Genomic DNA, 23912 nt, shown 5'->3' with positions numbered 1-23912 from the left:
GGCCATGCGTACGTACGACGCGTTGCGGGACCAGGTGCTCGGTCTGTTCGGGGGGCTTGAGCGCGCGGCCGAGGAACAGCAGGCCGCCGAGACGGTACGGCGCCTCGGCGCGGCCCGCGAACGGCTGCGGGACGGCGGACTGACCGTCGTCGTCTGCGGCGAGTTCAAGCGCGGCAAGTCCAGCCTGCTCGGCGCCCTGTTGGAGGATCCCGGTCTCTTCCCGGTGGACACGACGTACGCCACCCGTCTCGTGACCACGGTGCGGTACGGCGAGACGGAGCGGATCACCGTCGTCCTGGAGGGCGAGCGGGCGGGCCAGGACGGGGAAGGTGAGGTGGAGAGGCGCGCCATCGGCCGTGCCGAGATCGCGGACTACGCCACCGAGGGCGGCAACCCGCACAACATGCGCCGGGCCCTGCTCGTGGAGATCGAGACGCCCAACCGCAGACTGGCCTCCGGCGTGCACGTCGTGGACACCCCGGGTGTCGGCGGTGTCTACCGCGAGCACACCGCCGTGACGTCCGCCTTCCTGCCGACCGCGGACGCCCTGCTCTTCGTCGCGGACGCCACGCAGCCGCTGACCGAGAGCGAACTGGTCTTCCTGCGCCAGGCGGCCGAGGCGGCCAAAGTCACCGACGACATCGACGGCATCCTCTTCGTCCTCACCAAGACCGACGTGCCCACCGACAGCACGGGCATCCGAGAGAACACCGTCGCCAAGCTCGCCGAGGTCACCGGGCGCCGCGCCGCCGAACTGCCGCTCGTCGCCGTGTCGAGCCTCGCCAAGCTGCGCGCCCTGGAGTCGGGCAGCGAGCGCCATCTGCGGCTGAGCAACTTTCCCGCCCTGGAGGCGTTGCTGTGGCAGGCCCTGGAGCGTCGGCGCGCCAAGCTCCTCCTCGGCGGCGCGCTGGCCGACCTCGACGGCGCGGCGCTCGCGCTGTTGCGTCCCGTAGAGACCGAACTCGAGGTGCTCGCCCAGCAGACGGAGGACGAACTGGCCCGGCTCACACAGGAGTTGGAGCTACAGAAGAATCGTCTCGCGGGCCTCGGGAAGGGCGAGGCGGCCTGGCGCGCGGAGCTGCGGCGGCAGTTCAACGCGCTCGGCCGCGGGCTGCGCAGCAAGGGCCGCGAGGGCATCGACCGGGTGTGGAACACCTTCCAGACCGATTACCTCTTCCGGGACATGTTCCTCGCCGCCCCCGAGCGGCTCGTCGGCCAGCTCTCCTCGGACGCCACCGCCGTCGTCGCGAGCGTCGACGAACTGGCGCGCCGTCAGTCGGCCCGCATTCTGCGGGAGTTCAGCTCGGCGCACGGGCTCGACCTCGCCGAGCAGAAGGTCGGCGCGCTGCCCGACCCGCCGGTGCCGCCGCTGAAGGTGACCGGCCGTCTCGGGGACGACCGGGCCCCGGGCGCCGGGATGCGGGCCGTCCGCGAGACGTCCTTCGGTACGAGCACGGGCGCGGGCATGGGCTTCGTGATCGGCAGCTTCGCGGGCCCGGGTCCTGGCAGTGCGATCGGCGCCGCCATCGGGGCCCTGGTCGGAGCGGGCATCGGTCTCGCCAGTGCCATCCGGACCTCCCGGCACGGCAACCGGCAGCAGCAACGCAACGGCTTGCAGACCCAGTTGGCTCCGCTGCGCGCCGCCCAGCAGCGGCACATCGAGGACGCGGTCGCCGAGATGACCGACGAGCTGATCGCCGCCGTCATGACGGAGCTGGACAGCCGGATCCGCCAGGAGCACGAGAGCGTGACGGAATCCCTGGCCCGGATCAACGGCGCGCGGGCGGCGACCCGCGCCCAGGCCGCCGAGCGCACGACCCGGCTGCGGCAGCGGCGGGCCCCGCTCCTCGACGTACGCAGGAAGGCCGAAGCGCTGCGTGCGGAGACCGCGGCGCTGGGGCACGCGGAGCACGGGCCCGCCGCCGGTGGCGCCGACGCTGATGGTGATGGAGATGGTGACGGCGAGCGCGGCGGCCGGGACGACGACAGCGGGTGGGCGGACGCATGACCGAGCACGACGGCTACGACGGTGACGACGGCCACGAAGCCCACCACGCGGAGCCCGAAGCAGCCCACGCCGAGCCGGAGTTCACGGAGCCGGACCCGGGCCCGGGCCCGGACCTGTTCGGCCGCCCCGACGCGGACACCGCCGAAGCCACCGCCGCCCCGGAGGACATCGCCCGCTGGCACGAGCAGCAGGCCCACGACACATGTGCCGTCGTCGGCCAGGAGTTCCTGATCGACCGGTTCACCGGTGTCGACCACACCGAGGAGGAGCTGGTCGCCGTCGCCGAGGCCGAGGGCTGGTACCGGCCGGGCGGCGGCACCCCCATCGACGACGTCGGCAATCTCCTGGAGCACTACGGCGTGCCCGTCGAGCGCTCCGAGGGAGAGACCCTGGACGGCCTGGCGTCCGCGCTCTCCGACGGTGCGGGCGTGCTCGTCGCCGTCGACGGCGACGAGATCCTCGCCGCCGACCCGGAGAGCCAGCAGCTCGCCGACCGGATGGGAGTGCCGGACCAGGGCGCCGACCACGTGGTCCAGGTCATCGGGATCGACCGCGACGACCCCGACCACCCCCAAGTGATCCTCAACGATCCCGGCCGCCCGGACGGGGCGGGCCTCGAAGCGCCCGAGCGGGAGTTCCTCGCCGCCTGGGAGGACTCGGGCCGGTTCACGGTCACCGCCGGAGGGAGCCGCCATGCCTGATCCGTACGCGAGCCCGCCGAAGTCCCGCGGACCCGCCCCCGTCCGCACCGAGGAACTCCTCGTACGCCTGCGCCGCATGCCGCTGTTCCGGCAGCTCGCCCCCATGGAGTCCGGCCTCGGCTGGCCCGTGCCCCTGCGCCTCGGTCCGGCCTCGGGCGACGCGGGCCGGATCTGTCTGCGCGTGCCGCTCTTCGGCATGCGCCCGCGGACCGGCGGCGGCGCCGAGCTGTTCCCGCCGTTCGCGACGGTCACCCTCGACCGCGCCACCGGCCGCCCCATGGAGTACGTGGACCTGCGCCTCACCCGGCCGTGGCCCGTGCCGGACCGCCCCGAACCGGCGGGGAGCTTCCCGCACGCGGCCGTGAGCGGCACCGTCGCCGACTACCGCGCGGCCCGCGGCGAGCTCCTCGCGCTCTACGACGACCTCTGCGACCACCTTGCCGCGCGCACCCCCTTCGCCCGCGGGGCGCGCTTCTCCGCCCTGCTGCGCACGCTGCTCGAACCGGGCCTCGAACCGTACTACCGGGCGCTCGGACCGGAGTTCTTCGCCCACTTCCTCGGCACCGCGCTCGGCCCCGCGGAGGACACCGGTGCTCCATGACCGCGCGGACGCCGCGTTCGTCGCGGCGGACGAACTCCTGGGCATGTCCGAGGAGTTCGACCGGGCCAGGGCGATGCTGGCCGAGCAGCGCGCCAGGATCGCGGCGCCGCTGCGCATCGCCCTCGTCGGCCGGGTCAGCTCGGGAAAATCCACCCTGGCCAACGCCCTGCTCGGCGGTGATCGCGTCCCCACGGGCGTCGAGGAGCTCACGTACAACGTCAACTGGCTGCGGCACGGTCCGTCCCGGACCCTCACCGTGCACTTCACCGACGGCACGCCGCCGCAGCGCCGCGACATCGACGAGCTGGAGAAACTGACCGTGCGCGCGCGAGGCACCCCCGAACTCGCCGCGCTGCTGCGCCGCATCGACTACCTGGAGATCACCGACCCGCACCCCTACTTGCGCGCCTTCGACCTCGTCGACACCCCGGGCCTGGACTCGCACTTCGGCGAGGACTCCGCGAACACACTGCGGTTCCTCGCCCTCGACGAGGGCGACGTCCGGGCGGCGACGCTGGGCCAGGCCGCCAAGGCCGACGCGCTCGTCCTCGTCTTCGCGCGCGGCCTGGCGTCGTCGGAGGAGGAGCTCCTGCGCGACTTCACGGGCGCGGACGGGGGCGCGGGCGTCGGGGGCGCGGGGCCCGTCACCACGGTCGGCGCGCTCACCAAGGTCGAACTGTTCTGGCCGGCCCACGACGATCCGGTCGCCGAGGGGCGCCGGGTGGCCGGGCGCCTGATGGAGGCCGCGGGCGCCCGGCGGCTGCTCTACGACCTGTGCCCGCTGGCGAGTCTGGTCGGCGCGGCCGCGGGCAGCTGCACCGACGAGGACGTCGCGGACCTGACCGCCCTCGCCGCGCTGCCCCCGTCCGACCTCGCGGACCGGGTGTACTTCGGCGCCGAGTTCGCGGCGGGGGAGATGCCCGATGTGCCGGTCCGCGCCGCCCGCCGCCGCGCGCTCCACGGCCGTTTCGGCGGCTACGGCATCGTGCGGGCGGCCGGGCTGATCCGTGCGGGCGCCGACACCCGCGCGGAGCTCGGCGCCGAGCTGTACCGCGTCAGCGGCCTGGCGGACTTCCGCGCCCTCCTCGCCGACCACTTCGGGCACCGCGCCGAACTGGTCAAACTGGCGCGCGCCGTGCGGCAGTTGCGCGCCCTGCCGGACCTCGACGGGGGCTCGGCGCGCACGCGCGCGACCCTGCGGGGCGCCGCCGCGGCCGTCACGCGCCTGGAGCACGCGGAGCACGCCTTCGCCGAACTCGCCGTGCTGCGCGGCCACTACAGCGGCGCCGTCCTCCTGGAGCCGTCCGACGCGGCCGACCTGCTCCGGATCACCGGCGAGTACGGGCACGACCCGCACGTACTCCTCGACCTTCCGGCGGACGCGCACGGCCCGGACCTGCTCGCCCGCGCCCGCGAGCGCCTCACGCACTGGGCGGTTCTGACGGCCGACCCCACGTACTCGGGCGCGACACGGCGTGCCTGTCAGGTCGTCCGGCGCTCCTACGAGGTGCTGGTCGGCCGCCTCGCCGGTCCCGGCCGGTACGGCGCGCCGGGCCCGTACGCATGACGCCCGGCGGCCCGGCCCCCCCCCGCGGAAACTCCGTTGCGAGCCGGATCCCCGTCACCGGAGAGTGGAGCCATGACCACCTCCCTCGTACCGCCCCCCGGCCTGACCGTGCGCCCGGCGACGCTCGCCGACGCGGCGGCGGTGTGCGCCCTCCTGAACGAGGTCGATCTGCTGGAGATCGGCCGCGCCGACACCGAACTGTCCTTCGTCGAAAGTGACTTGAAGCACCCCGAGGTGGACCTGGACCGCGACTCCTGGCTGCTGTTCGACGGCGACCTGCTCGTCGGGTACGGACTGTTGTGGGACGAGTCAGCGGGCGAGCGCATCGACATCGACCACTACGTCCTGCCCGGCCGCCCGCAGGGAGCCCTGCACCTCCTCGACCTGATGGAGGCCCGCGCGGGCGAGCGCGCCGCGGCCAACGGCGCGACCCGCGCGGTCGTGCACCTCCACCTGACCGCCGAGCCCACCACGGACCCGCGGGCACTGCGGGAGCGTGGCTGGCGCACCGTGCGCCGCTACAACGTGATGGAGCGTCACATCAGCCCGGACGCCGACAAGTCGCCCGTGCCGCCGCCCGGCGTGGCACTGCGCACCTGCCTCGCCGAGGAGGACCGCCGACGCGCCCACGCCCTGCTCCAGGAGACGTTCCAGGAGCACTTCGACCACCAGCCGCGCACGTACGCGCAGTGGCTGGACGACATCGACGCCGAGCGCGTCGACTGGTCCCTGATGTGGGTCGCCCACGTCGAGGGCGTGGGCGACGCCGCCGTCCTGCGCACCCACAACGACCGCCCGTCGATGGGCTGGATCGGCCACCTCGGTGTCCTGGCCGCGGCCCGCGGACGCGGCATCGGCAGCCACCTCCTGCGCCACGCCTTCGGGCACTACGCGGCCCTCGGGCGCGACCGGATCGGCCTGGGCGTGGACACCGACAACAGCAGCGACGCGCTGTCCCTGTACGAGCGGCACGGCATGACGCTCGATCACGCCGTCGACACATGGGAGCTGACACGCCCGGTCTGAGAGCCTGTCTCTGAACCCCCGCCCGCGCCCTACTGCGGCACGTTCAGGACGAAGTCGAAGTCCGCCTCCTTCCGGTTGCCGACGGACCGTACGTTCATGAGCAGCCGGGCGTCGAAGATCGTGTCCGTGTTGTTGCGCGGTTCGCCGGGGAAGTACAGCTGCGTGGTGAGGATCCGGCGGCCCGGCGCCTGCACCTTGACGTGCAGGTGGCGGGTGCGGCCGGGGTAGAGGCCCGGCACGATCGTGGTGAGCTTGAACGCGCCGTTGGCGTCGGTGAACTGGTGTCCGCGGAAGCGGAACCCCGTGTTGTCGTACGTGCCGTAGGTGTCCGCCTGCCAGAAGTCCAGCAGGGCCCGGGCTATCGGCTTGCAGGCGAGTCCGAAGACGTAGCCGGTGACGGTGAGCGGCACGCCCGGGGTGCCGGGCTGGACGAGCGACGTGCGCTGCGGGGAGTTGGGCTTGAAGTACGGGCCTTCCGTCTGCGGGATCGTCGGGTCGTCGCCGTCGTCACAGGTCGGCGTCGCCTCGATGGCCTCGCCGCGCTCGTGGGCGGTCCGCGCAAGGGCGGGCACGCCCATGAGGGACACGGGCACGGCGATGCCCATCGCGGCGGCGGCCCGCAGGACGGTCTTGCGGGTGGGGCCCTTGCTGCCGTTGACCGGGCCTGGGGTGCCGTCCTCGTCGGGGGCGCCGTCGGCTGCGCCGGGGGTGCCGATCTCGTGGTCCATCGCTCCTCCTGAGCCTGAAAGGGGTGGGTGGGTTCCGGATCGGCTATGAAGCTATGCGGGGGAGGAGGGCCCGGCGATGGACTCCAGCCGGTGGTCGTGGTGAATATCGCCGCCGCCGCGCCGGAAGCTCCCGGGGCTCGCGCCGGTCTCGCGGCGGAAGAAGCGGCAGAAGTAGGCCGGATCCCCGAACCCGACCCGGCCCGCGACCTGACGTACCGACAACTCCGTGCGCAGCAGCAGCCGTTTGGCCTCGTGCACGCGGGTCTGGCGGATCAGTTCGCCGGGGGTGCGGCCGGTGCACGCCTTCACCGCCTCGCTGAGATAGCTCACCGAGACGCCGAGCCGCTCCGCGCTGGAGCGCACCGACTGCAAGGCGCCTTCGGCGGAGCCGAGCAGCGTCACGAAGTCCTCGGTCACCGAGACGGGGCGGGAGTGCGGGGGCGCGACCGGCGCGTCCGCGTGGGGTGGCGCGAGCGGTATCGCCGCGGCCCGGGGCGCCGGGAGCCGGGCCGCCCGCACCACGAGGACGTGCAGCAGGGCCCGCAGGACGCTCTGGAACCCGTGGGCCCCCGACCGGTACTCGCCGTCCAGGTCGGCGACGAGCCGCCCGGTCCAGCGCGCCGCGTCCTCGGGCAGGTCGAGCCAGGAGCGCCGGGCGAGCGTCCGCAGGACGTACCGGTCGGCGGGATGGTCCACGAGGAAGTCGTCGGTGAAGAGGATGACCTGGCCCTCCAGACCGGTGACGTTCTCCCACTGGTGGACCTGGCCGGGCGCGATGAAACACAGGTTCGGCGGCCGCAGCGTGAAGCGGTTCAGGTCGACGACGTGCCCGCCGGTGCCGCCGGTGACGTGGACGATCTCGTGGAAGGTGTGCCGGTGCGGGAAGGACGCACGCGACATGGGCCCGATGGTGTCGAACGTGCCGATGGCGAACGGCAGGGCGTTGGGCATCGGCACCTGCAGCCGGTGGGTCGGCATGCCGTCCTCGCCCGGCTCTCCGTTGTTTCCCTCACCCGGCAGAACCGTTGTGCCGCGCATGCGCAGAGCTCCTCATCGGCCGACAGTTGGTCCGGACCATTCGGCTCCCCACCCTGGCATGCGAGGGCTTGCCGGACAGGACCGCGATTGCGCCGAAACCCGGGGCCCGTACCACGCGCTCCGGCCGGAACTCACCAGGGTCCGGCGGGCCGCTCCCCGTCCGTGACGCCGTAGCGGCGCACGGACCGTGCCGCCGCGCGGTCGCCGATGGCGGCGTAGTGCGCCGCGAGAAGATCCGGCGCGCCCCGCGTCCCGCTGTCGACCGCCTGGTGCAGCAGTGAACGGACCGCGGAAGGGTCGTCGGCGTGCAGGCGGGCAAGGCCGAGCAGGGCCCGGCCGTCGCCGCACGCCCGCGCTCGTTCGTACGCGGCCTCGGCGGCGGCGCGCAGGCCTCGCTCCTCGCACAGCTCACCCGCCCTGATCAGCGCGGGCGCGCTGGACACGGCCGAGAGGGTCCGTTCGAACTCCGCGGCGGCGCCTGTCTGCGCGTACGCGGCCAGCAAATTGCCGACGGTCTCGGGCACTTGGGGGTCCCCGACGGACCAGTCGGCCTCGACCGTGTCGATCACCCCGGCCGGATCCTCCGCTTCCCACAGCGCGTCCGCGAGCTCACGCAGCGCCTGGCGGTCCCCCGCGCGGGCCAACCCCTTGGCGAGATCGAGCGCTTCGGCCGTATGCCCTTCGCGCAGCAGGCGGCGTACGAGGAAGAGGCCGGTCCCCGTGTCGCCGTGCTCGGCGGCGAGCAGGGCCTGGGCCTGGGCGGCGGCGTGCTCCCCGGCGTCGGCGTAGTGGCCGGGGAGGCGGCGCAGGTCCTCGGCATGTCCCTCTTCGAGCGCTTCCGCGATGGCCTGATCCCTGCGGGCCGGGTCCTTGGCGTCCTGCCACAGGCTCGCCAGATCGCCCCGGGCCGCGTGCTCGCCGAGTGCGACGGCGCGTCCGTAGGCGGCCGCCGCCTCCTCGGGGAGGTCCTGCTCGGCGTAGAAGTCGCCGAGTGCCCGCCAGACGTCGCCGTCCTCGGTCGCGGTGGCCTCGGCGAGCGCCTGCGCCTTCCGGGAGGCGTCCCCCACGTCGTCGGCGATGTGGGCGAGCAGCACCCAGCCCACGGGCCACCCGCCGACGATCGCCTTCTCCGCGGCCGCGGCCGCCGCGCCGTGGTCCCCGGCGGCCCAGAAGAGGGACGCGGCGGCCAGCGACCACCCCTCCCAGCCGGGGCACGACCCCAGCGCCAGCAGGGCGCGCGCCGAACCGGCCGTGTCGCCCGCCTCATCGCGCCGGTTGGCCAGGCGCTTGAGGGCCTTGCCGTAACGGTGCTCGACCGCCGCGCGGCGCCCCGCCGCCTCGGCCCCGCGCGCGTCGCCCGCCTCCTCGCGCAGATCCGTCAGGTACTCGTACGCGAGCGCCGAGTGGAGTCGCTCCGGTTCCGAGAGGAGGGCGATCGCCTCGGGTATCCGGCCCTCGGCCGCCAGCCGCTTCGCCTCGGCGACGAGCGCCCCGGAGTTGCCCGCGGCCGCGAGACGGCGGGCGAACGACAGCCGCCGCTCGCTCTGCTCTTTGGCGCCGAGCTTGTCGGCGAAGTGCTCCAACTCCCAGCTCTGCAAGCCTTCCGCGGTGTGCAGGGCCCGCTCGACGTCGCCGTGTTCGAGCAGGGTCAGGCTCAGCTCCCAGCGGACCTGATCGTCGTCGTCCGCCGTGTCCGCCACCTTCCGCAGCCACTCGATGGACCGGGCCAAGTCGCCGTCCGCGCGCAGCAGTCGCGCCAGTTTCAGTGCGGGACGCCGGTGTCCGAGGTCCAGCGCCCGCTGCGCGGCGTCGTCCGCCGCGTCCGCGTGCCCGGCGCCCTGGTGCAGGCCCGTCAGCAGGCTGTACGCGCGCACGGACGGGCCCGCGTCGAGGGCCTGCCGCGCCAGCCGGGCGCTGACGCGGTACCGGGCGCGGGAGCGTGCCGCCTCCGCGAGGTCCAGCAGGCGGTGCGGTGCGGGGACGTGCTGGACGGCCGCTTCCCACCAGCCCTCGGGCGGACAGGTCAGCGCGCGGTTCAGGGAGATCCGCTGGTTCAGGTAGTCGGCGAGTTGATACGTCGGTACGTCCCCCGGCGATCCGCCGGAATCGGTGCTGGTGCTGGTGCCGGTGCCGGTGCCGGTGCTGGTGCCGAGTGTCGTCAGCGGCCCCGGGACGCCCCGGCACGGCGCCCCGGCGTCGTCGAGCGCGCGCCGGAACCACGTGTCGCGCCAGTCGGGGCCCTGCATGCGCAGGTACGGCTCCGGAAGGAGCGCCCGCGCCGCCGCGGCCAGGAACGGTTCCGTGACGTCGTGGGCGTGGCCGAGGCGGGCGGCGTCCACGGCCGCGTCGACCAGCGCGCGCGTCTCGGTACCGCCCTGGTAGCGGGCGACGAGCTCCCGGCCGCCCGCCAGGTACTGGGTGGCCTGGGCCCGGTCGGCGCCGAAGGCCTCGGCGAGCCGCGGATCGCTCCGCACAGCCGCCGCGACCTCGGCCTCGGACGCGCTGCGGAAACCGGTGTCGGTCAGGTGGATCTCGCGGTCCTTCAGGAGCTGGGCGGCCGGGGTGTCGCGGGGGCCGGTCAGCTCCTTGTGCCGTTCGGGCCAGAGGGTGCCGAGGATCAGCACGGGCCCGCGACCGGGGGCGCCGAGCAGCTCCTGCAGGGCGCGGGCGGCGGGGTCGTCGGCCGAGGGGGTCAGATAGCGCTGGGTCTCGTTCAGCCACAGCACGGTACGGGGGATGACGGGACGCGCGGCAAGCCCGGCGACGAGGTCCTCGGCGCTCGGGGGATGCCAGAGCCGCCACTCGGGGCCGAGGAGGGCCAGCGCCTCGAAGCAGGCCCGGGTCTTGCCCGTCGAGGAACCGCCGATGAGGACGGCGAGCCTGCCGCGGCCCGCGGCCGCTTCGGAGACGACGGCGCGCAGCGCGCGGTCGTGCTCGCGCAGGACGTACGGAGGCTGCGGCGCGAGGCCGGTGTGCGGCGCGGCGGTGTCGATGGCCCGGTGGACGCCGAGGGCCGTGGCGTCCCGGTCCACGTCGCGGATGGCCGCGGCGGGCAGGGAACCGGGCGCGCTGGGCGGGTCGGTGCCGGTGTCGGCGGTCTTGAGGATGAGGCGGCGCAGCGAGACGTACGTCTGGTGCTCGGGCGAGTCCGGGCGGGCGATGGACGAGTGGTCGCCGTCCAGGCTGGTGGCCTCGGGGAACACGCTCTGCGCGGAGGCGGCCGTGACGATGTTGTCGGATGTGCCCGCGTACACGGAGAAGGGGATGGGGCAGGTGCGGGCGGTGATCTCGTGGGCATTGACGACATCACGCAGGACGATGCGCTGGGTGTACTTGATCTCCGGGACCAAGGGTCGCAGTCGGCTTTCCTGGGGGTGGCGCGACCCGAGGAACGCGCGGCGCAGTGACATGAGGATCTCGGAGCCGTCGTTGGGGCAGGCGAGGAGCACGATCCGGCCGATGCGCGCGAGATCCCTGCCGCGCCCGTCGGTGAGCATCCGGGTCAGGTAGCGCTGCACGATCAGGCCGCCCTGGCTGTGGGCGATCACCATGAGGCGGGGGAGCGCCTCGGTGCGGGTATCGATGTACTCCCGCAGGCTGTCGGCGGCGATGTCGAACGAGGGGAACGTCCGGGTGGGGGTGAAGCGCCGCAGTCCGGTGGCGTAGCGGAAGGCCAGCGTCTCCACGAAGCCCAACGCGGGGTCGGCCGCGATGAGTTGGCGCAGCGGGTCCCACATGGCCGGGCCGGACCGGATTCCGTGCACAAGGACCACGCCCAGTCGACGCTCGCTCAAAGCAACCTCCGGTGTGACGGCCGAGGCCGTGGATTATCCGGCAGGCGCACCCCTTCTCGGAAGTGTCCCAGCGTGACAGATGTCCCAGTGCGCCAGATGGCCCATTGAGTCAACTGTCCCACTGGGACAGTTTGAGGAGTACAGTCGAAGCATGAGCAACGGACAGGGCCGCAGGACCCGCAAGGTCCAGGAGAGCCGGGAGGCCATGGCGAACGCCGCCGTGGACCTGGTCCTCGCCCACGGCCTCGACCAGGTCACCGTCGAAACGATCAGCGAACGCGCCGACGTCTCGCGCCGCACCTTCTCCCGGTACTTCACCGGCAAGGAGGACGCCGTGGTCGACGCCCTGCGCGCCGACTACGCACGGATCAACGCGGCGCTCGCCGCCCGGCCCGCCGGGGAGAGCCCGCTCACGGCCTACTACCGCGCCCTGCGGAGCTGGCTGGACGGCGAACCGACCGCCTGGCACCGACTGGCCCGCTCGGGTGACCTGCTGCGCCTGCTCCACGCGGAGCCGTCGCTGCTGCCCGCCTATCTGCGGGTGCAGGACGAGGCCGAGACCGAGTCGGTGGCGATCGTCGCGCACCGGCTCGGCCTCGACGCCGAGCGCGATCTGCGCCCGGCGCTCGCCGTCTCGCTGGCGGTCGGCGCGTTCGGCACCGCCGTGCGGTTCTGGATCGCGCCCGGCGGGCACGCCTCTCTGCCGCAGCTCATCGACACGGCGTTCGTGGCCCTGGCCGACGAGCCCGCACCCCGTACCACCACCATCACCACGTGAAACCAGGCACCACCATGAGCACAAGCACCAACTCCACCAGCACCAACTCCACAAGCACCAACTCCACAAGCACCGCCTCCACGAGCGCCGCCTCGGAGTTCGCTGGGAAGACCGCCCTCGTCACCGGCGCCGCGTCCGGCATCGGCCTCGCGGTGGCGCGCCGCCTCGCCGCGGCCGGAGCGGCCGTGGTCGTCGCCGACTACAACGAAGAGGGCGCGCGTGACGTGGCCCGAGCGCTCACCGAGAGCGGTGGCCGGGCCGCGGCCGTACGGGTCGACGTCACCGACCCCGACTCCGTGCGCGACGCCGTCGAGTACACGGTCGAGACCTTCGGCGGGCTCCAGCTGGCCGTCAACAACGCCGGGATCGCCGGGGCCTCCGCCCCGACCGGGGAGTACGCGGTCGAGGACTGGCAGCGCGTGATCGACACCAACCTGAACGGTGTCTTCTACTCCCTCCGCCACGAGCTGCCGCACCTTCTCGCCGCGGGCGGCGGCGCGGTCGTCAACATGTCCTCGATCCTCGGCACCAACGGCTTCGCGGGCTCCGCCGCGTACTCCGCCGCCAAGCACGCGGTCGTCGGCCTGACCAAGACCGCCGCCGTGGAGTACGCGGCCCGCGGCGTCCGCGTGAACGCCGTCGCCCCCGGCTTCATCGACACCCCGCTGCTCAAGGACGACGAGGCCCAGCGCGGGCAGCTGATCGCGCTCCACCCCCAGGGCCGCCTGGGCACCGCGGACGAGGTCGCCGACCTCACGCTGTTCCTGCTCTCGGACCACGCCTCGTTCATCAACGGCAGCTACCACCTGGTCGACGGCGGCTACGCGGCCCGCTGAGGAAGCAGGCAAGAAGAAGCAGGCAAGAAGAAGCAAGCAGAGAGCAGAGAGAGGCACACCCGAGATGTCAGGACAAGAAGTCGCCGGACTGCCCGCCGAGATGAAGGCCGTCCAGTACCGCCGCATCGGCGCGGCCCCCGAAGTCGTCACCGTCCCACGCCCCGCGCCGGGCCCGGGCCAGGTGCTCCTGAAGGTCACCGCCGCCGGCGTCTGCCACTCCGACATCGCTGTGATGAGCGGCCCCGCCGAATCCCTGGGCTTCCCGCTGCCGCTCACCCTCGGCCATGAGGGGGCCGGGGTGGTCGCGGCCCTGGGCGAGGGCGTCACCGGGCTCGCGCTCGGTGAGTCCGTAGCCGTGTACGGGCCGTGGGGCTGCGGGACCTGTCTGATGTGCGCGCAGGGCAAGGAGAACTACTGCACGCGCGCCGCCGAGCTGGGCATCCGCCCGCCCGGACTCGGGGCGCCCGGCGCCATCGCCGAGTACATGATCGTGGACGACCCGCGCCACCTCGTGCCCCTCGACGGCCTCGACCCGGTGACCGCCGTGCCGCTCACCGACGCGGGCCTCACCCCGTACCACGCGATCAGGACCTCGCTGCCCAAGCTGACCCCCGGCAGCACCGCCGTGGTCATCGGTACCGGCGGTCTCGGCCACGTCGCCATCGAGTTGCTGCGCGCGCTGACCCCGGCCCGCGTGATCGCCCTCGACGTCACCGAGGAGAAGCTGCGCCTGGCCCGTGAGGTCGGCGCCCACGCTGCCGTCCTGTCGGATGCGGCAGCGGCGGGCGAGGTCCGCGAGCTGACCGGGGGCCTCGGCGCCCAGGCGGTGTTCGACTTCGTCGGGGCGCCGCCCACCGCCGCGACGGCGATCGCGTGCGCCGCGGTGGAGAGCGACGTCAGCATCGTCGGCATCGGCGGCGGGGCCGTCGCCGTCGGCTTCGGCACGACCCCCTACGACACCGCGGTCCGCTCCCCGTACTGGGGCAGCAGGGCCGAGCTGATAGAGGTCCTTGACCTGGCCCGGTCGGGCGTGATCGACGTCCATGTGGAGACGTACGCGCTGGACGACGCGCCCAAGGCCTACGCGCGCCTGCACGAGGGCCGGGTGCACGGCCGGGCGGTCATCCTGCCCAACGGCTGAGCTACTGGGCGGGCGCCTGGAAGGGCGCGCCGCTCAGCAGCCCGGCCAGATGCGCGGTGTTCGCGGCGAGGGTCCGGGTGGTGGAGGCGACCGCGTCCGGCGTCTCGTCGAGGTCCTGGTAGTCGGTGCCCTGCATGGCCTCGCCCACCCAGTACGTCACGGCGCCCGGGGCGAGCGAGAAGCCGACGTCGTTGAGGCCCTGGAAGACGTCGGCGCTCACCTTGTGGGCGCCGTCCTCGTTGCCCACCACCGCCACGGCCGCCACCTTGCCGTAGTACAGCGGGCGGCCCTGGTCGTCGGTCTCGGAGGAGTCGGCGTTCAGGCGTTCCAGGACGCGCTGGCAGACGCTCGCCGGGTGGCCGAGCCAGATCGGCGTGGCGATCAGCAGGATGTCGGCCGCGAGAACCTTCTCCCGCAGCGCGGGCCAGGCGTCGCCCCCGCCCATGTCGGCCTCGACGCCGGGCTTCACGTCGTGGTCGGCGACCCGCACGGACTCCACGGTCACCTCCCGCTTCTCCAGCTCGGCGAGGACCTGCCCCGCCAGCTTCTCGCTGTTGGACGCGGCGGGGGAGGGGGACAGGGTGCAGACGAGGGCCAGAGCGCGCACGGTGACTCCTTGATCGGTTCCTCTGGGGTTCATCGGTTCCCCAGGGTGAGCGGCAGAGGGGTCTCCAGTCCCCTTGATCGTCACCGACGAAACACGGCCGGACGGGAGCGGTAGATGACGTAGGGGCGGACGAGGTAGCCGACCGGGGCGGTGAAGGCGTGGACGAGGCGGCTGAACGGCCACAGGGCGAACAGGGAGCGGAACCAGACCGAGACGCCGAGCCGGTAGTCGTAGGAGTGGGGCTCGAGGGTGGTGGCCGTGGCGGTGATCCCGGCCAGGATCACAGAGCAGGACCGGGTAGACGGCGCGGTCGCTGCGGCTGGTGGCGGCGCGCACGGCGGGCACGCGCAGCCGCCGGTGGAGCAGGATCAGGAGCCCGGCGAGGGTGGCGAGACCCGCGGTGCCGCCCACGAGCAGGGCGTTGGCGTGGTAGAGCCACTCGTGGACGCGGGCGCTCGGTGAGGAGCCGTGTCCCCGCCTCCGGGACGCGGGCGGCGAACTCCAGCATCAGGGGCAGGAAGTCGGGCAGTTCGTCCTCGGGCGGTCGCCAGCCGTGCTCGCGGTAGAGCGCCTTGAGACCGGCCAGGGTCGGCCCGCGCCTGCGGGTGTCGCCGTCGGTGTAGTACGTCAGGTACAGACAGCGCCGACGGCTGCGGTCGAACGTGGCGACGTACCGGGCGGCGAGCGTGAGCGGGTCCGTGCCACCGACCTGTTCACAGAATCGCTCCAGGAGACGGATATCGGCGCCCGGCACGGGCTCGAGCACCGTGCGGACGGTGTGCAGTCGCTGCGGCCAGCCCGGATCGGGGTAGCCGAGCAGCAGAGAGGCGGCCTGGTGGACGACGGCGCGGCTCACTCGGCATCGCCCGAGGTGCGCGGGAAGAGCCCGTCGGGGCGTCGTGCGGGTAGCGGACCCGTGTCGGGGAGTACGTGTACCAGAAGAACGAGGCGCCGCGCGGGCAGCACGCGCCTTTCAACGAACGAGGCTCAGACTCCTCTCGCCCGGGACGTGATGTGGATCTCAATCAGGCCAGTTGGTTGTACCTAGAAGTTATTTTTCTTGCTCTTGACAATGGGCGTTGCGGTACGAGGCCGGACTAGCACGGTTCCTTTACCCCCGGGGGCTTACTGACGGGTGGTCGGCGAATCCGTCGCGACCCGCCGGAACCCGTCGCGCCGAACACCGGAGGCAGGCACCCCTTGAACACCGGCAGCTACTTCGAGCTCATCGACGACCACCGCTACAAGCCCACCCCGCACGCCAGCGGCGCCTGGGCCACCGACGAGTACCACTTCAGCCCGGTCGGCGGCCTCCTCGTCCACGCCATCGAGGGGTATCTCGCCGCGCGGCCCGCCACCGACCTGGTCCTGTCCCGCATCAGCTTCGACATCCTCGGGCGCCTCGCCCTCGACGAGTGCGAGATCCGGGTCGAGACCATCCGGCCGGGGCGCACCATCGAACTCGTCGAAGCCGTCGCCCTCATCGCCGACCGCCCCGTCGTACGGGCCCGCGCCTGGCTGCTCGCCTCGTGGGACACCGGCGCCGTGGCGGGCGGGGCCCCCGACCGGCTCCCCGCGCCCGACGGCCTCGCGCCCTGGGACATGGGCGCCGTATGGCCCGGCGGATACGTCGCCTCCCTGGACGTCCGCCCGGTGACGCCCCCGCAGCCGGGCCGCGGGACGGCGTGGATCTCCACCCCGCTCGACCTCGTCGCCGGGCAGAGCGCGAGCCCGCTCGCGTCCTACGTCGCGCTCGTCGACACCGCCAACGGCATCGCCGTACGCCAGCCGCCCACCGCCTGGATGTTCCCCAACGTCGACCTCACCATCCACCTCCACCGCCGGCCCGAGGGCGGCTGGACGGGACTCGACACCACGGTCACCTTCGGGCCCACAGGCCAGGGCGTCACCAGCACCGTCCTGCACGACGTCACCGGTCCCGTCGGGTACGCGCAGCAGATCCTCACCGTCCGGCCGTCGGCGGGGGCTGACGGCTAGTCAGTGGCCGGTTCGGTCGCGAAGCGGCTCATCGTCCTGATGTTGGCCTCGGGGGTCATCGGCTCACCGTCCTCCAGCGTGTCCCGCAGCTCCCGGAAGTACTGCACGTACAGGTCGGGCGTGAACGTGCTGAGCATGACGGCGGGTTCGCCGGTCACGTTGGCGAAGGTGTGCGGGGCGCCGGCCGGGACCATCACAAGGGTGCCCGGCGTGGCGTCGTGCTCGTCCTGCCCGACCGTGAACCGCACCGTGCCGTCGATGACGTAGAAGCCCTCGTCGTGCTGGGCGTGGCGGTGCTGGGGCGGTCCCGGCGTGTGCGGTGCGAGGACGGACTCGGCCATCCCGAGGCGGTGTTCGGTGTTGCTGCCGTCCTCCAGCACGCGCATGCGGGTGGTGCCGATGACGATCGTCTCGCCCTCGCCAGGACGGACCACGGACACGGTGGGCCGGGCCCTCTCGGTGTTCGGGGTGTTCTCGGCGTGATCGGCGTGCTCGGTCTCGGTGCTGCTGCTGTCGTGAGTCATGCCCCGATTCCACCGCCGGAGCCCGGCAGCCGTCCAAGACCTGTTCCGAGGCGTCGATACCGCACGGGTATCGTGGCGGCATGGAGCTGCGCGCACTGCACTACTTCGTGGCAGTCGCCGAGGAACTCCACTTCGGCCGGGCCGCCACCCGGCTGCACATGAGCCAGCCGCCCCTGAGCCGGGCCATCAAACGCCTGGAGACCGAACTCGGCGCCACGCTGTTCGACCGCTCACCGGCCGGTGTCACCCTCACCCCCGTGGGAGCCGTCCTGCTCGACGAGGCGCGCGCCCTGCTCGACCGGGCCGACCGGGTCCGCGTACGCGTGGCCGCCGCGGCCGGTGCCGCGACCGTCACCGTCGGAGTCCTCGGCGGCGACACCGACCCGGGCGTGGCCCGCCTCGCCGCCGCCTTCCACCGGCTGCACCCGCGCGTCGAGGTCCGCGTCCGCGAGAGCGACCTGACCGACCCCGCCTGCGGCCTGCGCGCCGGACGCGTCGACGTCGCCCTCACCCGCGGGCCGTTCGACACGACAGGGCTGACCGTACGCGAGCTGCGCGCCGACCCGGTGGGAGCGCTGCTGCGCGCCGACGACCCGCTGGCCCGCCGCGACGCCCTGACCCTGGCCGACCTCGCCGACCGCCGCTGGTTCGTATTCCCCGAGGGCACCGACCCCGCCTGGCAGGCGTACTGGACCGGCGGCGCGCCCCGCACAGGGCCGGTCGTGCGCGCCGTCCAGGAATGCCGACAGGCCGTCCTGTGGAACGGCACGGTCGGCATGACCCTCGTGGACGACGAGCCCGCGGAGGGGCTCACGGTGGTGCCGCTGCTCGACATGGAGCCGAGCCGCGCGGTGGTGGCCTGGGCCGAGGGCGACACGAACCCGCTGATCCGCTCGTTCGTACGGACCGCGATCGCCGCGTACCGCGCGTGAGTCGGAGCGCCCCATACCCGTGAGGGGACGGCGTCTCGTGTGACAGGTGATCGGTGGGGTACCCGCTGCGTGCGACCGCGCCGGTTCACCCGTCGGCCCCGCCCGGTGTGTGGCGCGTCGTGAACTGCGTGAACCTGTGAGAGGGACCCGTACGAAGGAGCGCCGCACGCCATGACCGTCCACTTCCACCGCACCAGCGTCCTCGCCCGATCCAGGAGCGGCGCGTGACTGCCGGACGCGCGGCGCTGTTCGACGTCGACGGGACCCTGGTGGACACCAACCACCTGCATGTCACGACCTGGTGGGAGGCGTTCCGCCAGGCCGGTCACCGGGTGTCGACGCACGCCATCCACCGGTCGATCGGGCTCGGCTCCGGCGACCTCATCGAGCACCTGCTCGGCGAGGACAGGGACAAGGATCAGGACGAGCGGATCAGCTCCGCCCACAAGGCGCTGTACGGCGCCTACTCCGAACGCCTCGCGCCGCTCGACGGAGCACACGATCTCCTGCACGCCCTGGCGGACCGCGGCTGGCGCAACGTCCTCGCCACCTCCGCGGGAGGCCGCGAGCTCGACGCCCTGCGCCGGGCGATCGACGCGGACGAGGTGATCGTGGGGACGGCGAGCGCGGACGACGTGGCCGAGGGCAAACCGGCCCCGGACCCGGTGCACCGGGCGCTCGAACTGGCCGACGTGGCCGCGCATGACGCCGTCTTCGTCGGGGACACGGTCTGGGACATGCGGGCCGCCGCACGAGCCGGCGTCCGCCCCGTCGCCCTCCTCTCCGGCGGCATCCCGCGCGCCGACCTGACGGAAGCCGGTGCGCTCGCGGTCTACCGGGACCCCGCCGATCTCCTCGCACAGCTCGACGACAGCGTCTTCGCCCGCCTGGAAGACGGCTGACCGCGTACGCCCCTACGAAGGAGGCGGTGACATGAGCCCCACCCGTGACACCCGTGAGCTGCGGGTCGGCCGGCGCACGGTCGAAGTGAAGCGGGCCGGGAAGGAGCTCTTCCCCCAGGACGGCATCACCAAGGCCGACCTCGCCGAGTACTACCGCCGGGTGGCCCCGCGCATGCTCCCCGAGCTGCGCGGCAGGCCCCTCATGCTCGAACGGATGCCGGACGGGATCGACGGGGACCGCTTCTACCAGAAGGAGATCTCCGACTACTTCCCCGACTGGATCCACCGCGCCTCCGTGGCCAAGGAGGACGGCGAGGTCACCCATGTCCTGTGCGACGACACCGCGACCCTGGTGTACCTCGCGGGCCAGGCGTGCATCACCCCGCACCGCTGGCTGAGTCGCGCCGACCGGCCGCGCAGCCCCGACCGCCTGGTGTTCGACCTCGACCCGCCCACCGACGGCTTCGAGCCCGTACGCCGCGCGGCACACCAGGTGCGCGAGCTCCTCGACGAGCTGGACCTCCCCGCGGTCCTGATGACGACGGGCTCGCGCGGTCTGCACGTCGTCGTACCACTGAACCGGCGCGACGACGTCGACGACGTGCTCGCCTTCGCCCGCGCGGTCGCGGACACGCTCGCCGCGCGGTACCCGGAGCAGCTGACGACCGAACCGCGCAAGGACGCCCGCAAGGGCCGGCTGTACCTGGACGTCGCGCGCAACGGCTACGCCCAGACCGCGGTCGCCCCCTTCGCCGTCCGGTCGAGGCCGGGCGCCCCCGTCGCCGTACCGCTGGACTGGGACGAGCTGGACGTACCGGAGCTGACCGCCCGCCGCTGGACGGTGACCGACCTCGGGGACCGGCTGGAGAAAGACCCCTGGGCGGGCCTCGCACGCCGTGGACGCGGGGTGGCCCCGGCAGCGCGCCGCCTGGAGCGTCTGGAGCGCACGCCGACCTGATCGAGCTGTGCGGCCTGTGTGGCGGCGGGTCCGGGGCCGGGGCCGGGGCCGGGGCCGAGGTCAGGAGGTCGCTTTGTGCTTCCGCGCGCCGCGGAGGGCGTCGACGAGTTCCTCCCGGTTCATGGAGGAGCGGCCGGGGATCGCCGCGTCCGTGGCTCGTTCGTACAGCTCGGCCTTGGTCAGGGCGTCGAACGACCGGCCTCGCGCGCTCCCTTTCCGCTCGGTGGCCTTCGAGTCCGTGGCCTTCGAGTCCGTGGCCTTGGCCTTCCGGTCTGTCGCCTTCCGGTTCCTGCTCCCCGCGGACCGGCGCTTGGCGGCGGCGTCGCGGATGTCGGTCGGCGGCGCGGCGCTGTCGTCGGACTTCTTGCCGCCGCGTTTCGAGGGGTTCTTCGCCCGGTCGACGCTCGCCCGCAGCGCGTCCATGAGGTCGACGACGTTGGTGGACTCGGCAGGCGGCGCCGCCTTCTCGACCGATTCTCCCGTGCGTTTGGCCTCGATGAGAGCGGCGACCTGCTCCTGGTAGGTGTCGTGGAACTCCTCGGGCTTCCAGTCGATACGGAGGGTGTCCACGAGTTGTCGCGCCATCTTCAGCTCACGGTCGGTGACCTCGGTCTTCTCCGGGAGGCCGTCGATCTCGGTGCGCGGGTCACGGATCTCGTCGGCCCAGTGGAGGGTGTGCAGCGTCAGGAGGCCGCCCTCGGCCTTCACCGCGACCAGGTACTGGTGATTGCGCATCACGAACGTGGCGATCCCCACGCGGTCCGCCTCGGCGAGGGCCTTCTCCAGCAAGGCGTAGATCTTGGTGTACTCCTTGCCCTTCGGGCCGAGGTAGTACGTCTTGTCGAAGAAGACCGGCTCGACGTCCTTCAGGTCGACGAACCCCGTGATCTCCAGCGTCCTGGAGCGGCCCGGGGCGATGTCCGCCAGCTCGTCGGGCTCTACCAGTACGTACTCGTCGCCCGCGTCGAAGGCCTTGACGATCTCGTCGAGGGGCACTTCCTCGCCGGTGCGCTCGTTCACCCGTTTGTTGCGAACCCGATCGGACGTACCGCGCTGCAACTGGTGGAAGCGGACGGTGTGGCTGTCCGTGGCGGTGAACATCTGGACGGGCAGGGACACGAGCCCGAAGGTCACGGTGCCGCTCCACACGGGACGCGCCATGGCGGTGTCACCCTTCCTGTCTCGTCTTCTCTCGTCTTCCTCGGTGAACTGCCTAGGGACAGTCTCCAGGCAGCACGGCCGGTCAGCATCCGGCCGACGCCGGGGGTACGGCGTCGACCTACGCCGGGCACGCCGGTCAGTCGATGCCTTCGACGATGCGGAAGTCGCGCTCGACGCCGTCGGGGAGGGCCACCAGCGCCCTCTGGTAAGCCTCGCTCTCGTATGCCGCGACGGCCTGTTCAAAGCTGTCGAACTCGATCAGAACGACGCGCTGCGTGATTCCGGCCTCGTGGGCGACGACTCTGCTGCCACGGGACAGGGTGTGCCCGCCCCCGGCCCGGACAGCCACACCGGCCAGCTTGTCGTAGGAAGTCAGCCTCTCGGGGTCAGAAATCGCGGGGTAGACACTGACCCAGTAACCCTTACCCATGGAAGCCTCCTGTGTTCGGAATCGACATACGCGCAGGCTAGGGCTGGATGTGCGGTCGAGGGAAAGACCGGTGATGGATAGGCTCAGAACGGATCGCTATCAATCGGCGGGGAGGGCACGTGGCGCCGGACACGGTGAGCCTTCGGTACTTCCTGGTGCTGGCGCAGGAGTTGAACTTCACCCGTGCGGCCGCACGGATCGGTATCGCACAGCCCGCACTCAGCGCCCGGATGCGCCGTTTGGAGGCGGAACTCGGTACGGCCCTGCTGGTCCGCGATACGCGGAGCGTCGTACTGACCACGGCCGGTGCGGCTCTGGCGGAGTCCGCGCCGCCCGCGCTGGCGGCGCTGGACCGGGCATGGGACACCGCCCGGAGCGCGGCGGCCGGTGAACTGGGCACGCTGCGCATCGGATACAGCCTCAGCGCCGGGGCCGAGACGGCACCGGCCCTGGTGGACAGGCTGCTTCGCGACAACAGCGGACTCGAGGTCGGCGCGGTCCCGATGGCGACACCGGAGATCTCGCCCGCGGTCGCCGACGGCCGCATCGATGCCGGGATCACCCGCGGCGAACAGCCGGGCCGTGGCGTGCGCCGGTTCCTGCTGCGGCGTGCGCGCATCGGGGTCCAGCTGGCGCAGCACCATCCGCTGGCCGAACACCCGGAGATCGAGATCGCCGACGCGGCCGCGTATCCGCTGCGACTCCCGGACCGTGCGGCCAACCCCGTGATCCACGATCAGCTGTCCGCACTGTTCCGGGGCGCCCGGCCACACCCCCGATTCCACCCGCCCGCAGTCTCTTTCGACATGTCCCAGCGCGACCTGCGCGACGGGGCCACCCTCGCCCCGGCCGGCGAAGCCGCGGCTACGGCACAACCGGCCGGTCTCACCTGGCGACCGCTGCGGGGCGCGCCCAGCCTGACGATCCACCTGGTCCTCCCACGCGAGCAGTCGCCGCTGCACCGCCGCATCCGTGCCGTCGCCAAAATCCTGGCGCACGAGCTGCACTGGCTGCCTGAGGACGAGCAGAGAGCGGCAGGCCACCGCGTCGGCACGTGACGCGCGTGCTGAGATCCCGCACTCGGCCCTACCGCGCGTTCACCACGAAGCGCGCTCCGTCGGGGTCCCGCAGGACCGCCTCAGCCGAGCCCTCCTCGCGGAGCAGGACGCTGCCCCCGTGGGCGCGCGCGGCCCGCACGCAGGCCTCCACGTCGTCGACCGTGAAGTGGATCTGCCAGCGGGGCCGGACGGCGGGGTCGGGCGCCGAGTCCACGGCGCCCGAATGAATGCGGGCCACCACGTCCCCCTGGCTGCGCAGGACGACCTCCTCGTCCTCGTAGTCGACCTCGCAGGCCCCCGGCTCGGCGGACGCCCAGCCCAGCACCTCGCCGTAGAAGATGGCCGCGTCGAAGGCGTTGCGGGTGTGCAGCTCGGCGAAGGTCGGCGCCGCGCCGCGCCATTTCTCCCAGCCGACGACGAGCTCGCCCTCCCAGATGCCGAAGACGGCCCCGTCGCGGTCGGCAAGGAGGGCCGCCCGGCCCGGCGGGAACGAGAGCGGGCCCACGGCGGTCGTCCCGCCGCGCTCCTGGCTGCGGCTGACCGTCCGGTCCGCGTTCGACACGGCGAAGTACGGGGTCCAGGCGACGGCCATCTGGCCCAGGCTGTCCATGGCGGAGACTCCCGCCACCGGCACGCCGTGCACGCTCGCGAACCTGTACTCGTCACCCAGCCTGCCCTCGCGCCACTCCCACCCCAGTACGGCCGCGTAGAACCGCTCCGCGGTCCGCAGGTCACGTGCGGTCAGGCTCACCCAGCAGGGCGCGCCGAACACCGAGTCGCTGGCCGCGACCTCGCTTGCGAGTGCTCCGTGGCTGTTCATCGCCGTTCCGTCTTCCCGAGCTGTCCGTACCGTCGTGGTGTCGTGAACGCCCTAAATCCCATGTTCACCGCAGGTCAGAGGGATGACGGCAGCGGTGAGGGCGCTGGTCCCGGGCCCGGGGAGGGGCTCGGTCCCGGGGTCGGGACGGGTCCCGGACCCGGGCGGGGTCCCGGTCCGCCCGGCCCGGGGCCGGGGCCGGGAGTGGGCGGCGGCGCGGGGCGCGTATCGGGGTCCGGCGGGACGGGCACGCTCATGGCGCTCTTCCTCTCAGCGACGTCACCTCGGGCAGGATGCGGTCCGCGAC

22 protein-coding genes and 2 pseudogenes are annotated in these 23912 nt (G+C 73.0%); 13 read left to right on the top strand and 11 right to left on the bottom strand.

Features of this window, described 5'->3' with window-relative positions; translation table 11 throughout:
- The first annotated feature begins 4 nt into the window (after positions 1–4).
- The 5 genes from ABZ953_RS33390 (at position 5) to ABZ953_RS33370 (ending at position 5903) form a co-directional block, all read left to right on the top strand.
- Positions 5–2008 (top strand): dynamin family protein, encoded by a 2004-nt coding sequence (locus ABZ953_RS33390; protein ID WP_361732034.1) that lies wholly within the window; start codon positions 5–7, stop codon positions 2006–2008.
- Positions 2005–2709 (top strand): hypothetical protein, encoded by a 705-nt coding sequence (locus tag ABZ953_RS33385; protein ID WP_361732031.1) that lies wholly within the window; start codon positions 2005–2007, stop codon positions 2707–2709. Before ABZ953_RS33390 ends, ABZ953_RS33385 begins: the two co-directional genes overlap by 4 nt.
- The gene (locus ABZ953_RS33380; protein WP_361732028.1) at positions 2702–3310 is read left to right on the top strand and encodes a hypothetical protein; all 609 of its coding nucleotides are present in this window, start codon (positions 2702–2704) and stop codon (positions 3308–3310) included. The genes ABZ953_RS33385 and ABZ953_RS33380 overlap by 8 nt, the downstream gene beginning before the upstream one ends.
- Positions 3300–4877, top strand: coding sequence for a dynamin family protein (locus ABZ953_RS33375; RefSeq protein ID WP_361732025.1), 1578 nt, complete (start codon positions 3300–3302; stop codon positions 4875–4877). The genes ABZ953_RS33380 and ABZ953_RS33375 overlap by 11 nt, the downstream gene beginning before the upstream one ends.
- A gap of 72 nt (positions 4878–4949) precedes the next feature.
- Positions 4950–5903, top strand: a complete 954-nt coding sequence (locus tag ABZ953_RS33370; RefSeq protein WP_361732023.1) for a GNAT family N-acetyltransferase — start codon at positions 4950–4952, stop codon at positions 5901–5903.
- A gap of 29 nt (positions 5904–5932) precedes the next feature.
- On the opposite strand, the gene ABZ953_RS33365 is transcribed toward ABZ953_RS33370, so the two are convergent.
- From ABZ953_RS33365 to ABZ953_RS33355, 3 genes are all read right to left on the bottom strand, one after another.
- Positions 5933–6508, bottom strand: a complete 576-nt coding sequence (locus ABZ953_RS33365; RefSeq protein ID WP_361732193.1) for a dioxygenase — start codon at positions 6506–6508, stop codon at positions 5933–5935.
- Positions 6509–6682: 174 nt separating this feature from the next.
- Positions 6683–7669 carry a helix-turn-helix transcriptional regulator gene (locus ABZ953_RS33360; RefSeq protein ID WP_361732020.1) on the bottom strand — a complete coding sequence of 329 codons (987 nt, stop codon included), beginning with the start codon at positions 7667–7669 and terminating at the stop codon, positions 6683–6685.
- Positions 7670–7800: 131 nt separating this feature from the next.
- Entirely contained in the window at positions 7801–11463 is a 3663-nt protein-coding gene (locus tag ABZ953_RS33355) for a hypothetical protein (protein WP_361732017.1), read from the bottom strand.
- Positions 11464–11614: 151 nt separating this feature from the next.
- Between ABZ953_RS33355 and ABZ953_RS33350 the strand changes: the two genes are divergently transcribed.
- The 3 genes from ABZ953_RS33350 to ABZ953_RS33340 all read left to right on the top strand — a co-directional run bounded on the left by ABZ953_RS33350 (position 11615) and on the right by ABZ953_RS33340 (position 14218).
- Positions 11615–12241, top strand: a complete 627-nt coding sequence (locus ABZ953_RS33350; RefSeq protein WP_361732014.1) for a TetR family transcriptional regulator — start codon at positions 11615–11617, stop codon at positions 12239–12241.
- 14 nt (positions 12242–12255) lie between these two features.
- Entirely contained in the window at positions 12256–13077 is an 822-nt protein-coding gene (locus tag ABZ953_RS33345; RefSeq protein WP_361732011.1) for an SDR family NAD(P)-dependent oxidoreductase, read from the top strand.
- Between the two features lie 100 nt (positions 13078–13177).
- Positions 13178–14218: an NAD(P)-dependent alcohol dehydrogenase gene (locus ABZ953_RS33340; RefSeq protein WP_361732190.1), complete on the top strand. Its 1041-nt coding sequence runs from the start codon at positions 13178–13180 to the stop codon at positions 14216–14218.
- Between the two features lies 1 nt (position 14219).
- Here ABZ953_RS33340 and ABZ953_RS33335 read toward each other — a convergent pair whose 3' ends face one another.
- From ABZ953_RS33335 to narJ, 4 genes and pseudogenes are all read right to left on the bottom strand, one after another.
- Positions 14220–14825: an NAD(P)H-dependent oxidoreductase gene (locus ABZ953_RS33335; protein ID WP_361732187.1), complete on the bottom strand. Its 606-nt coding sequence runs from the start codon at positions 14823–14825 to the stop codon at positions 14220–14222.
- Positions 14826–14905: 80 nt separating this feature from the next.
- Positions 14906–15109 (bottom strand): respiratory nitrate reductase subunit gamma, encoded by a 204-nt coding sequence (locus tag ABZ953_RS33330; RefSeq protein WP_361732184.1) that lies wholly within the window; start codon positions 15107–15109, stop codon positions 14906–14908.
- Positions 15110–15167: 58 nt separating this feature from the next.
- Positions 15168–15236 (bottom strand): annotated as a pseudogene (locus ABZ953_RS33325) (hypothetical protein); the annotation flags it as partial.
- A 43-nt stretch (positions 15237–15279) separates the two neighbouring features.
- Positions 15280–15681: pseudogene (gene narJ, locus ABZ953_RS33320) on the bottom strand (nitrate reductase molybdenum cofactor assembly chaperone); the annotation flags it as partial.
- A gap of 344 nt (positions 15682–16025) precedes the next feature.
- On the opposite strand from narJ, the gene ABZ953_RS33315 reads away from it, so the two are divergent.
- Positions 16026–16823 carry a thioesterase family protein gene (locus ABZ953_RS33315; protein ID WP_361732008.1) on the top strand — a complete coding sequence of 266 codons (798 nt, stop codon included), beginning with the start codon at positions 16026–16028 and terminating at the stop codon, positions 16821–16823.
- Here the strand turns inward: ABZ953_RS33315 and ABZ953_RS33310 are convergent.
- Entirely contained in the window at positions 16820–17347 is a 528-nt protein-coding gene (locus ABZ953_RS33310; protein WP_361732005.1) for a cupin domain-containing protein, read from the bottom strand. The genes ABZ953_RS33315 and ABZ953_RS33310 overlap by 4 nt on opposite strands.
- 80 nt (positions 17348–17427) lie before the next feature.
- Between ABZ953_RS33310 and ABZ953_RS33305 the strand changes: the two genes are divergently transcribed.
- From ABZ953_RS33305 to ligD, 3 genes are all read left to right on the top strand, one after another.
- On the top strand, positions 17428–18279 hold the full coding sequence (locus tag ABZ953_RS33305; protein WP_361732003.1) for a LysR family transcriptional regulator: 852 nt from the start codon (positions 17428–17430) through the stop codon (positions 18277–18279).
- A gap of 224 nt (positions 18280–18503) precedes the next feature.
- Positions 18504–19181: an HAD family hydrolase gene (locus tag ABZ953_RS33300; RefSeq protein WP_361732000.1), complete on the top strand. Its 678-nt coding sequence runs from the start codon at positions 18504–18506 to the stop codon at positions 19179–19181.
- 31 nt (positions 19182–19212) lie between these two features.
- The gene (gene ligD, locus ABZ953_RS33295; RefSeq protein WP_361731998.1) at positions 19213–20139 is read left to right on the top strand and encodes a non-homologous end-joining DNA ligase; all 927 of its coding nucleotides are present in this window, start codon (positions 19213–19215) and stop codon (positions 20137–20139) included.
- Positions 20140–20199: 60 nt separating this feature from the next.
- On the opposite strand, the gene ABZ953_RS33290 is transcribed toward ligD, so the two are convergent.
- The gene (locus ABZ953_RS33290; RefSeq protein ID WP_361731995.1) at positions 20200–21300 is read right to left on the bottom strand and encodes a Ku protein; all 1101 of its coding nucleotides are present in this window, start codon (positions 21298–21300) and stop codon (positions 20200–20202) included.
- A gap of 136 nt (positions 21301–21436) precedes the next feature.
- On the bottom strand, positions 21437–21730 hold the full coding sequence (locus ABZ953_RS33285; RefSeq protein WP_361731992.1) for a DUF1330 domain-containing protein: 294 nt from the start codon (positions 21728–21730) through the stop codon (positions 21437–21439).
- Between the two features lie 119 nt (positions 21731–21849).
- Here ABZ953_RS33285 and ABZ953_RS33280 point away from each other — a divergent pair, with 119 nt between their 5' ends.
- On the top strand, positions 21850–22788 hold the full coding sequence (locus ABZ953_RS33280) for a LysR family transcriptional regulator (protein WP_361731989.1): 939 nt from the start codon (positions 21850–21852) through the stop codon (positions 22786–22788).
- A 28-nt stretch (positions 22789–22816) separates the two neighbouring features.
- Here the strand turns inward: ABZ953_RS33280 and ABZ953_RS33275 are convergent, their stop codons facing one another.
- On the bottom strand, positions 22817–23608 hold the full coding sequence (locus ABZ953_RS33275; protein ID WP_361731987.1) for a VOC family protein: 792 nt from the start codon (positions 23606–23608) through the stop codon (positions 22817–22819).
- Positions 23609–23912 lie beyond the last annotated feature (304 nt).

Source organism: Streptomyces sp. NPDC046465 (genome assembly GCF_040646035.1).
Lineage (GTDB): Bacteria > Actinomycetota > Actinomycetes > Streptomycetales > Streptomycetaceae > Streptomyces.
Note: the sequence above shows the minus strand (reverse complement) of the source record. Positions and strands in the feature narration are given on the sequence as shown.